This is a genomic window from Nocardiopsis sp. NPDC006198 (assembly GCF_040613895.1).
Taxonomy (GTDB): domain Bacteria; phylum Actinomycetota; class Actinomycetes; order Streptosporangiales; family Streptosporangiaceae; genus Nocardiopsis; species Nocardiopsis tropica.
The window spans coordinates 62,894-72,969 of sequence record NZ_JBEXSY010000006.1 but is presented as its reverse complement, the minus strand read 5'-3'; the positions used below and the strand labels follow the sequence as shown (position 1 = coordinate 72,969).

Annotated in this window: 8 protein-coding genes; 3 read left to right on the top strand and 5 right to left on the bottom strand. The window is 74.9% G+C overall.

Annotated elements, in window-relative coordinates:
• Positions 1–43: 43 nt before the first annotated feature.
• Together ABZ234_RS06440 and ABZ234_RS06435 are read left to right on the top strand one after the other, a co-directional pair.
• Entirely contained in the window at positions 44–1,699 is a 1,656-nt protein-coding gene (locus ABZ234_RS06440) for a DUF6880 family protein (RefSeq protein ID WP_355011258.1), read from the top strand.
• Between the two features lie 196 nt (positions 1,700–1,895).
• Positions 1,896–2,141: a hypothetical protein gene (locus ABZ234_RS06435; protein ID WP_267949333.1), complete on the top strand. Its 246-nt coding sequence runs from the start codon at positions 1,896–1,898 to the stop codon at positions 2,139–2,141.
• A 173-nt stretch (positions 2,142–2,314) separates the two neighbouring features.
• Here ABZ234_RS06435 and ABZ234_RS06430 read toward each other — a convergent pair whose 3' ends face one another.
• Positions 2,315–3,703, bottom strand: a complete 1,389-nt coding sequence (locus ABZ234_RS06430) for a DUF2786 domain-containing protein (RefSeq protein ID WP_355011257.1) — start codon at positions 3,701–3,703, stop codon at positions 2,315–2,317.
• A gap of 317 nt (positions 3,704–4,020) precedes the next feature.
• Between ABZ234_RS06430 and ABZ234_RS06425 the strand changes: the two genes are divergently transcribed.
• Positions 4,021–5,676, top strand: a complete 1,656-nt coding sequence (locus ABZ234_RS06425; RefSeq protein ID WP_355011256.1) for a hypothetical protein — start codon at positions 4,021–4,023, stop codon at positions 5,674–5,676.
• Positions 5,677–5,702: 26 nt separating this feature from the next.
• Here ABZ234_RS06425 and ABZ234_RS06420 read toward each other — a convergent pair whose 3' ends face one another.
• The 4 genes from ABZ234_RS06420 to ABZ234_RS06405 all read right to left on the bottom strand — a co-directional run bounded on the left by ABZ234_RS06420 (position 5,703) and on the right by ABZ234_RS06405 (position 9,764).
• A complete protein-coding gene (locus ABZ234_RS06420) occupies positions 5,703–7,325 on the bottom strand; it encodes a hypothetical protein (protein WP_355011255.1) in 1,623 nt (540 codons plus the stop codon).
• Positions 7,326–7,482: 157 nt separating this feature from the next.
• Positions 7,483–7,911 carry a YchJ family metal-binding protein gene (locus ABZ234_RS06415; RefSeq protein WP_355011254.1) on the bottom strand — a complete coding sequence of 143 codons (429 nt, stop codon included), beginning with the start codon at positions 7,909–7,911 and terminating at the stop codon, positions 7,483–7,485.
• 102 nt (positions 7,912–8,013) lie between these two features.
• Complete coding sequence (locus tag ABZ234_RS06410; protein ID WP_355011253.1) at positions 8,014–8,733, bottom strand: DUF981 family protein; 720 nt, start codon at positions 8,731–8,733, stop codon at positions 8,014–8,016.
• 176 nt (positions 8,734–8,909) lie between these two features.
• The gene (locus ABZ234_RS06405) at positions 8,910–9,764 is read right to left on the bottom strand and encodes an alpha/beta hydrolase (protein ID WP_355011252.1); all 855 of its coding nucleotides are present in this window, start codon (positions 9,762–9,764) and stop codon (positions 8,910–8,912) included.
• Positions 9,765–10,076 lie beyond the last annotated feature (312 nt).

Genomic DNA, 10,076 nt, shown 5'->3' with positions numbered 1-10,076 from the left:
CGGTTCGCGGGACCGTGCGCCGGATCCGGTGTTCAATGGGCGGATGCGTGCCTTCTCCCGTGAAGAACTCCTCGAACTGGCCGGACGGAAGTCCTACGACCGCGGCGCCTCCTACGTCCCCGCCGTGCAGGGCCTGTCCACCGACAGGGCGACCGTGCGCGGCACGGTCACCGGAACCCACGCCTACCGGGTGGAACTCACGCCCGGCCGGTCCCGGATGTCCTGGGAGTGCGACTGCCCGTGGGCGGAGGAGGGCAACTTCTGCAAGCACTGCGTGGCGCTCGGCCTGGTGTACCTCTCCGCGGTGGAGCGCGGGACGCCCGTCCCCGCCGCCGCGGCCCCGCCGGACATCCGGGCCTACCTGGAGTCGCTCGCCCACGCCGACCTGGTCGACCTGCTGGTGTCGGCGGCCGGGACCGACGAGGCGCTCGAACGCCGACTGGAGGTGCGCGCGGCCTCGGCTGCCGTCACCGGCTCCGGTGGCGGCGATATGACCATGGCCGCCCTGCGCGCCTTCGTCGACCGGGCCCTGCGCATCGACGACCTCGTGGACTACCGCGAGGCCCCGGCATACGCGGAAACGGTGTCCGACGTCGCCGAACAGCTGCAACGGCTCCTGGAGGACGGCCTGCACGACACGGCCGAGGAACTCTCCCGGTACGCGGTCGAGCGGCTCGGCGAGTACCTGCCCCTCGCCGACGACTCCGACGGTGAGGTGGGAGAGGCCGCCCTCCGCGTCGTGGAGGCGCACGTCGAGGCGTGCGCGAACGCGGCCCCGGATCCGGTGGAGCTGGCGGAGTGGCTCCTGGACCGGCAGCTCAACGGATCGGGCGTCCCCGAACTCCTGCTGGAGTCCTACGCCGGGGTCCTGGGGGAAGCGGGGCTGGAGCACTACGGGAACAGGCTGGCCGGCATCGGGGCGGACCGCCCCGCCGACGACTGGGATTCGCGCTTCCTGATGGCCGAGTTCGCGCGGGTCAGCGGCGACGTGGACCTGCTCGTGCGCGTGTACTCCCAGGGCCGGGAGGGGGTGTACCACGCGGCGATCGTCGACGCCCTGCTCTCCGCCGGGCGCGACGGCGAGGCCCTGGAGTGGGCCGAGCAGGGGCTGGCCGAGAAGGAGGGACGCCCCGACGGGCAGCTCGTGGAGCACGTCGTGGGCGCCTACCGCGCCGCGGAGAGGTGGGAGGACCTGCGTCGGGTGCGCTGGGAGGTGTTCGAGCGCTCGCCCGACGTGGAGAGCTACCGCGCGCTGCGCGACGACGAGGCGCCGGGGGAATGGCCCCGTGTCCGCGGCCAGGCCCTGGCCGTGCTGCGGAGGTCGGCTGCCAGGCGGAGCACCCGGCACTTCCCGTGCCCCCTGGTGGAGGTACTGCTCTGGGAGGGCAGCGGGGACGAGGCGTGGGAGGCCGCCACGGCACACGGCTGCGATGACAAGCAGTGGTTGAGGCTCGCGGAACTGAGGGAGAACGAGCATCCGGGTGACTCCCTCGACGTGTACGTGCGGGAGGTCTCCCGGCTGGTCGCACTGACCAGTACGGTGCTCTACCCGCGGGCGGCCGAGCTGGCCCGCAGGGTTCACGGACTGTACGGGCGCCTCGGACGGCCGCAGGACGCCGTGGAGTTCGTGGCCGGGCTGCGCCGGGAGCACCGGCGCAAGCGGCGGTTCCTCACGGAGTTGGACCGGGCCGGCCTGTAGGAGGCCGCGGCGCAGGGGGCGAGCGCACCTCCGGGCCGGCGCTCCCTGTTCTCTGTCCGGTTGTCCGCGCGGCGCCCCTCCCGGTCCGCCACGAGGCCTCGTCCCGCACCGGTTGTCGGGACGATCGCCGGACTCCGTGGAAGAAGAGGACCTTGGTCCTGGGTCAGACCCCGCGGACGATCGACATCATGTCGACATGGACACCCTTCCGTTCGGACCGAACGCCATCCTGATCTCCCCGACCGACATGGCCCACAAGGTCGGGTGCTGGCACAACGACGAGCCCCGTATCCGCTCCGGGGAGCACCCCGGATGGGGTTGGATCCCCGAGGCCGCCGCCGAGCAGTGGCTGCGGATCGGTGAGGGCCAACCGCTCCAGGCGACGGAGGGCGACACCTCTCGCTCGGCGCAGAGGCGGTGCAAGACCTGTCCCAGCGACTGACGCACCCCCTCCACAGGGCGCCTGGAGGAGGCCGGACCCTGTCCGGAAGGCCCCCGGGGCGGAGCGATCGACTGCTCCGCCCCCTGCCTCACCAGGGCCGGTGAGCACGAAGCAGGCCGCCCGAGGGACCGCGATCCCCACCGCACGGGCCCCCGGCCCGGAAACCGTCGGGTTCACCCGCCCAACCGGTCCCGCACGCCGAAGTCGGCGGCGTCGGCCGCCGCCCGGCCCGCCGTCCAGCCCTCGGCGTTGGAGGAGCTGGCCACGGGCACCTCCACCAGCTCGGGGAAGGCCTCGGCGAACGCCTCCTCCACCTCGCGCTCCCTGCGGGCCAGGACGGGGACCAGGTCGGTGCCCGACTCGGCGTACTCGTCGACGGCCCGGTCGCGTCCGGTGACGGCGGCCTCCGCCAGCCGCTCACCGATGCGCGCGGTGAAGGCGGTGAGGAACGAGGTGCGGAACGAGCGGGTGGTGGAGCGGCCGTAGGCGTCGCGGGTGGCGCCGGCCTGGCGCATGGCCCTGGTGGCCTGGAGCAGCAGCGAGGTGAAGAGGAGCTCGACGGCGTCGACGTCCCCGGCGGCGCCCATGACGGTGCACATGCCGAGGTCCTTGTGCCACACCGAGCGGCAGTGGTTGGCCTCCGAGACCACGGAGAGCAGGGAGGCCTTGTGCTGTTCGTAGGGCGCCTCCACCGGCAGGCGGCGGCCCCGGGTGTCGCCCGTGGTCCCCGCCTGGGCGGCCAGCGCGGCGTGGTCGATGCTGTGCCGGGCCATCATCTCCTGGGCGCGGGCGGAGAGGGCCTCGGCCTCCTCGGGGAACTCGGTGGCCTCGGCCTTGGCCAGGAGCGCGCGGATGCGGGCGAGCTTGGCCGGGTCGGCCCGGGTGGCGGCGCCCGCGGAGACGGTGCGGGCGTGGCCCGGGAGGGGGCAGAGCACCTGTAGCGCGGGGACGGCGTACAGGAAAGTGAGGACGCGCAGCGCGGTGTCCACGGCCGCGGGACGCCGCAGCCTGTGGCGTTCGGCGAACCGCTGCGGGTGGTCGGCGTCCCGCCCCCACCAGGGCTCGCCCAGGGCGCGGACCTGTTCGGCCCATTCCGGGGCGACGCGGGCGGCGGCGTAGCTGCGGTACTGGGCCACCACCAGGTCGGCGGTGAGGTCGGAGCCCACGGTCCCGGTCTCCCGGCGGGCGCCTCGGACCAGTTCGGCGGGCTGCCAGCCCCGGGGCCACACCTGGGCCACGGCCTGTTGGAGTTCGGCGAACAGGATCCGGTCGACCGTCGTACGCCACCCGGCGGGACCGTCCGCGAGGAGGCCGACGACGCGCTGGGCGGGGCCGGGGCGCCCGTGGTGGAAGGCCTGGACGGCCTGGCCGACCAGCGCGAGGACCTGCTCCGCGTCGCCGGGCCGGTACTGTCCGGACGGCGGCGGCCCCGTCCGGGACCCCGGCTGGGAACCCGTCTGCGGCCCCGTGGCCGATCCGGTCTGTGCCGCCGAGCGGTGGCGCCTGTGTTCACGCTCCTTCCTGCGCGCGGCCTGACGGCGGTTCCTGTTGTCCGTGCCCATCCGTACCTCCCCGGACATGGTGGCAGACCCGGCCGGGTACCGCTCAACCCCTGGGGAAAACCCCTCCCGAGTCGTGACGCGGCGCTCGTGCACCTGGACCGGACCGGGAATGCCCGGCCGGGCGGCGGCCGGGCGCCGCGGACCGGTGGCGCCACCCCCCACCAGCGCCTTTCGGGGTCCGCGTTCCCGGTTCCCGGGCGGCGGTGGCGTCCGCGGCCGTGAAACCGGACCGACCGGGTTCGCGAAACCGCCCCACGGCCGTGCCTCGGAGGGGTAGAAGGGATGTCCGCGCACCACCAGGAGACCCGGGAGCGAACATGCCCTCTCATGACCGGTCGGCCCCGGGCCGGGAGCCCTCCTCCGCGAGGCCCGTGTCGCTCCTCCCCGCGGACGTCCTCGCGTGTGCCGCCCTGACGACCCCCCTGCTCCGCGACGCCCTGCGCCTGGCGCGCTGGAGCGCCCCCGCCACCCCGCTCACCCCGGAGGGCCTCCCGTACGCGACGGACATCCGCGCGGCGGACGAGGCGCTGGGGCTGTGGTCGCACGGCCTCGACGCGGAGGCCGCCTCCGAGGGGCCGGACTGGGTCGACGCCGAGTCCGTCGAGGCCGCGCGCTTCGCGCTCCCGTGGCGGACCGCCGTGCGGCTGGGCCTGCTGGAGGCGACCGCCGACTGGGCCGGGCCCGAACCGGGGCTGGAGGAGCGGGTCCGCGACCCGGACCAGGTCCTGCGCTGGTGGACCGGGGTGTTCGAGGCCTCCGTCGGCCGCGCGCGGGACGACCTCTCGGCGGGGTCCCCCTGGCCGGGCGTCGACGAGCCCTGCCTCGTCACCGCCGTCCTGCGCTTCCTCTACGAGGCGCCGGACGGGTTCCGGGTCCCGCTCCCGGTGCTGGTCGGGGCGGTTCTGCGGGAACCGGCCGAGGGGCCGGGCCCCGACCTCCCCCTTCCGTCGCGGGACCGGCGGCGGGCGACCGGCAGGGTCGTGCGCACCCTGCGGCAGCTGCTCGGGACGGGCGCCGTGGCCCTGGTCACCGCGGAGGACGCGGGCCCCGACGGGGCCGCCCCCCGGTGCGCCGGACACGGTCACCCGGCGGTGGAGCTGACGCCCCTGGGCCGGTACGGGGTGCGCGGTTTCCTGGAGGAGGAGGGCGTCGAGGCGCCGCTCGTCGGCAGCCTCGCCGGGGCGGGGGCGGCGGGGTTCCTCGACGCCCTGGGGACACTGCCGCCCGAGCGCCTGATCGCCGAGGTCCTGCCGTGGCTGGACGAGCGGACCCCCGCCGCGGCCCTGCGCCAGATCGTCGCGGTGACCGACGGCCCCGGCCGGGCGCTGCGCCGCTGGACGGGGACGAAGGTGCTGGACGCGACCAGTTCGGAGATCGGGCCCGAGCTCCGCGCGCTCCTGTCCTCCGACCGCCCGTCCGTGGTCAGCCTGGCCGCCGTCGTCCTGCTCACCTCCGGGACGCTGTCCCCGGAGGACGTGGACGGGGTCATGGCCGGGCACGGGCACTGGGTCGTCATCGACATGATCGCGGCGGCCGCGGAGCGCAGCCCCGAGGACCTGCCCGGGTTCCTGTCCGCCGACGGGGTTCCGGACATCGAGCAGCTCGTCCTGGACGACACCGACCGCCTCTGGAGCCCCGAGCACCCCGACACGCTCCCCGTCCTGGACGCGGTCGGCCGCCACCACCCCGACACGTCCACCGCCGCCCGGGCCCGCGAGGCCGTCCGCGCCCGGGCGGCGGCCCAGCTGCGGAGGCGGCCCGGGCTCTCTCCTCCCGCCCACCGCAACCCGTTCCGGCCCTGGTCGAGAGGGGCGGCGGACCCCGGGTACGAGGGCGGCGCCGCGGAGGCCCCCGATACGGGGCGGGACGCCGGGAGGGAGCGGTTCCGGGTCCGGAACTGGTTCCGGCGGCGCCCCCGGAACCCGTGGCGCGTTCGCGGCAGGCACCGGGCCCAGGACCGCGACCGCCCCTGAGGCCGTCCGCGCCCTGGCGGCGCGGGCTAACCGAGCAGGGAGTCGAGCACGGGGCCGAACTCCTCGTCGGAGGTGCGGACGGAGACCGACTTCGCCTCGTGGTCGACCTCGATCCCCACGGCCCGCAGGTCGGGCACGGCGTCCTGTCCCGCGGCGAGCGAGCCGGGGTGCCACCAGTAGAGCTGGGCGCCGATGGGCTTGGCGGCGTCGGCGGCGAACTTCCCGGCGATCTCCTGCAGGTTCTCCATCGCGGCGAGGGGGTGCCCCTGGCCGAGCGGGTGGGCGATGAGCACCTCGGGGACGGGGAAGGCCACGAGGGCTCCGTGCGGGGCCTCGCCGATGTGTCGTCCGAGGGCGTGCGCCTGCGCGGCCACGTAGGGGTGCGGTCCGCCGATGTGCACGAGGCGGACCCCGTCGAGGTCGTGCTCGCTCACCTCGACGGGTTCGTCCAGGGAGCCGGCCACGGCCTCGGCGAAGACCTCGTCGTCGGGGCGGCCGGTGTCCTCGTGCGCCTTGCGGGAGAGGGGCTGCAGGCTCTGGGGGCTGTCGACCACGACGGTCTGCCACAGGCCGGGGGCGATCTCCCGGGCGAGGAGTTCCTCCAGGATCCCCTCGGGGAAGGCCGAGGCGGGGTAGAGGCGGACCCGGAGCCGCCCGGCCCCGTCCGCCCCGGGGTCGCCGTCGGGCGCCGGGGCCCCGGTGGCGCCGTCCGGCCGGGTGGCCTTTGCCAGCTGGTCGACGGCCGCGCGGGCGAACCCGGCCGCGTGGTGCGCGAGCTGGTCGGGGGCGGCGTCGGCCAGGGCGGAGCGGAATCCGCTGATGTCGGTGGTGGCCCGGTTGCCGTCGGGGAGCGGCACGACCAGCGTGTCCGCCTCCTCGAAGGAGACCTCGACGCCCTCCTCGCGGAAGGCGGAGACGAGGGCGCCCGCGACCGCGTCGTCCGCGCCGGAGTCCGCCGCGGGGGCTCCGCGCTCCCCTGCCGCGCGGGCGATGTACCCGCCGAAGTGGGTGGCCAGGCCGAGGCGCTGCTCCGGGGGCAGGACGGCCGCCTGGTCGAACGTGTCCTTGAGGTCGTTGTCCATGAGGACCCCGCCGTCGGGGAGGGAGACCCGCAGGCCGGTCGGCGGCAGGTACTCGGCGCGCAGCCCCTCCGCGGCGCACGCCTCGACCAGCGCCGCGCCGAAGTCCGCCGTGATCTGTTCGGTCGGCAGCTCCCGCGCCTCCGCGAGCCTGGCGCGCAGCCATGCGGGGACGGCCTCCTCGTCGCGGGGGAAGCGCTCCAGCTCCTGGGCGTAGGCGAGGGGGGCGGCTCCGGGGGCCAGTTCGGGTTCGGTGTCGTGGTTGTACTCGACGTTGAGCTGGTGGGTGTGGTGCACCGAGACGATCATGGAGAGCCAGGTCCCCTTGCCCTCCTGGTACCCGGCGCGTTTGAGGGCGCCGACGAGCTCGCCGACCCCCTCGGGGGCCTCCACCTGGCTCACCTGGCCGTCGGCGTCCTGGACGGCGAGGGTCTCGTCCGTGTGGGCGCCGATGACCCTGGTCAGGTAGGTGAGCTGCTGCCACCCCTCGGGCACGGCCGAGACCAGCCGGCCCGCGAGGTCCTGCAGGAGGGGGCCCTGTTCCAGCGGGCCGGGCGTCGAGGCGTTCATGGTGCTCTCCGTGTCCGTTCGGCGACGTTCGCGCACCCTTCCTACCGTGCCGGGGCGGCGGTGCGCACCGCGGGGCGCGCCCGTCGCCGGGGGTTCACCGGTCGCCGGGCCCGCCGTCCGGGGTGCAGGGGCCTCCGGCCCTTCCGGCCCCGCGGGGTCACTCCGGGAGGGCGTCGAGGTAGACCCAGGCCCCGTCGTGGCGCAGGAAGCGGCTGTGCTCGACGAGCTCGCCCTCCCGGCCGTTCTCCCGGTACACGGCGCGGAAGGCGACCGTGCCCTCGTTGTGGAAGGGCGTGCCCCCGCCGGTGGACAGGATCTCCAGCCGCACCCACTGCGTGCGGGCGTCGAGGTCGAGGCCGGAGGGCCGGGTCCGGGGGTGCCAGCTCCGCAGGAGGTAGTCGCGGTCGCCGACGGCGAAGGCGCTGTAGCGCGAGCGCATCAGCTGCTCGGCGGTGGAGGCCGCCGCCGTCCCGCTGTGCAGGCGGCCGCAGCAGTCCCCGTAGGACTCCGGCCTCCCGCAGGGGCAGGGGGCGCCTGCTGCCGTGGTGCGCGGTCGGGGGCTGGTGCGTGGGTTTCGCTGCGACATCCCCCCATTGTGGCCGGTCCGGGCCGTGGGCGGTCCCGGACGCGCGGGCTCCAACACGGCGACCGAAGGGCCCCGGCCACGGGCGCCCGGCGGGCCGACAGGTCACATGGTGTTGATGACCAGACCGATGTGCGTGTAGTAGTTCAACGCCCCGAACAGCAGGAACGCCGCCCCGGCGACGCCCCACGCGACACCGATCACCGTCCACAGCCCCGAGCCCAGCGACCTGAGTCCGAACGGGAACAGGACCGCGCCGACCCCCACGAGTACGTAGAGGCCGGAGATGAAGGTGGCCTCCAGCCAGGGGTAGGCGCCGAACACCCCGGAGATGGGCTCCTGCGGAGGGGCCGCGAAGAGCATGAACGCCCACCCCGCCGCGGCGATGCCGAACGCCGCGAGGCCGATGCCGAACACCAGGACGGAGAGGGGGCCCGCGACCTGCGCCGCGTGCGCGGCGGGGTTCTCGTGCCCGTTCAGGGCCTCGCCGCGCTTCCACAGGTACAGGGACGCCGCCAGGAGCAGGACGCCGAACACGAGGCTCGGCTCCCCGAAGACGATGTTGTCGAACGGGAACCCGCCCGCAGCGAGCGGCCAGGTCAGGGTCATGTGCAGTCCCGTGGTCGCGAGCAGCAGGCCGAGCGCCCCGAAGGCCAGCGCCCATCCGTCGGGCACGATCCGCCCGCCCCGCAGCAGCGCGCGGCCCAGGGCGACCACCAGCAGCAGTCCGGCGCCCGCGGCGACGGACATCACGGTGTTGTACGTGGGCATGGTCGCCCAGTCGATCGTCAGGCCGCCCTCGACCCCGGTCAGGAAGTCCCCCATGTGCCCCGCCCCCGTTCGAGAACCGGCCCGCGGGAAGAGCGCGGGCCGGTTCCGTAAAATTCGCACAGTGTGACGGCGGAGTCACGCATCGACGCAGCTCTCGGGGCGATGAGCCGGGGTTCCGGCCGGGGCCGGCGGGCGACGGGGCACGGGGCTCCGTACGGCCGGCTCCCCGTCTACGAGAGGTTGCGCTGACGGACGTCCCACTCGGTGGAGCACAGGCCGCAGTCCTCGCCGACGAACTCGCCCCCCGCCTCCTCGTCCCCCTTGAGCCGCCACTTCAGCCACGCGGTCCCGACCCTGCCGTACTCGCCGCCGTTGGGTTCGGCGAAGGTCCCGAAGTGCCCGACGTCGAGGTTGCCCATGAACGCGGGCAGGTCCGAGGGGATCCGCTCCCAGTCGTCGAGGGCGTTCTCGTAGGCGATGTCGGTCGGCCCGCCGGCGAAGTAGGCGATCGGGGCGTGCAGGTCGTCGAGCAGGTGGTTGTCGGAGTCGCTCAGCAGCCCGCTGTTCCAGAGCACGGTGGTGGTGATCCGGGGGTCGTCGGCCACCTCGTAGGTCTCCAGCCCGCCGCAGGACTGGCCCATGACGGCGATGTTCTCCGTGTCGATCCTCCCCCGGTACTCGCTGAACAGGCGGCTGTTCTCCGCGATCGCCCAGTCGACGGCCTCGGTGAGCATCTCGGGGTCGGTCCTGCCGGTCCCGCCCGGGCGGCCGTTGGCGATGACCAGGAACCCGTGCGAGGCGAACTCGGTGAGGATGTTCTCGAACCACGTCCCGTCCGCGCGGCAGGCGCCGTTGCCCCAGGCGACGACGGGCAGCGTCTCGTTCCTCGGAAGGTCGACGGGCCGGTAGACGGTGTGGTCGCGCAGGCGGAGGGTGGTGACGTACCCGGCGTCGTAGGGGCCCGTTCCGCCGGCGGCCTCCACGCGGTCGGCGGCGGCCGTGCCGGGGGCCGAAGGGAGGAGGGCGGCGGCCAGCAGGGCGACGAGGACGGCTGCCGTCCGGCGGCCGGGTGTGCGCGGTTCCATCTCGTGTCTCCTCAGGGGGTGCGGGGACAGCGGCCTCAGGCGCGCTGTCCCCCGAATATTCGACACCGGAAATCGGCTGTCAATCGCACTGGGGCAGGACCGGTCGATCCACCGATGAAGCCGCGCCCGCCCCGGCGAGCCCTCGGAAAAAGGAGCGGGAAATCCGCCGCCCGATCCCTCTCCTCCCTTCACCCCGCCCCCTGCGACGGGTTCCCGTGTGCGGCGGCGCGGGCCGAATCCACCCGCGTGGGCGTCTCCGTGGCGTCGACCGCCCGTCGCCCCCTTTCCCTTTGGGCCGAAGGACCTGAAACG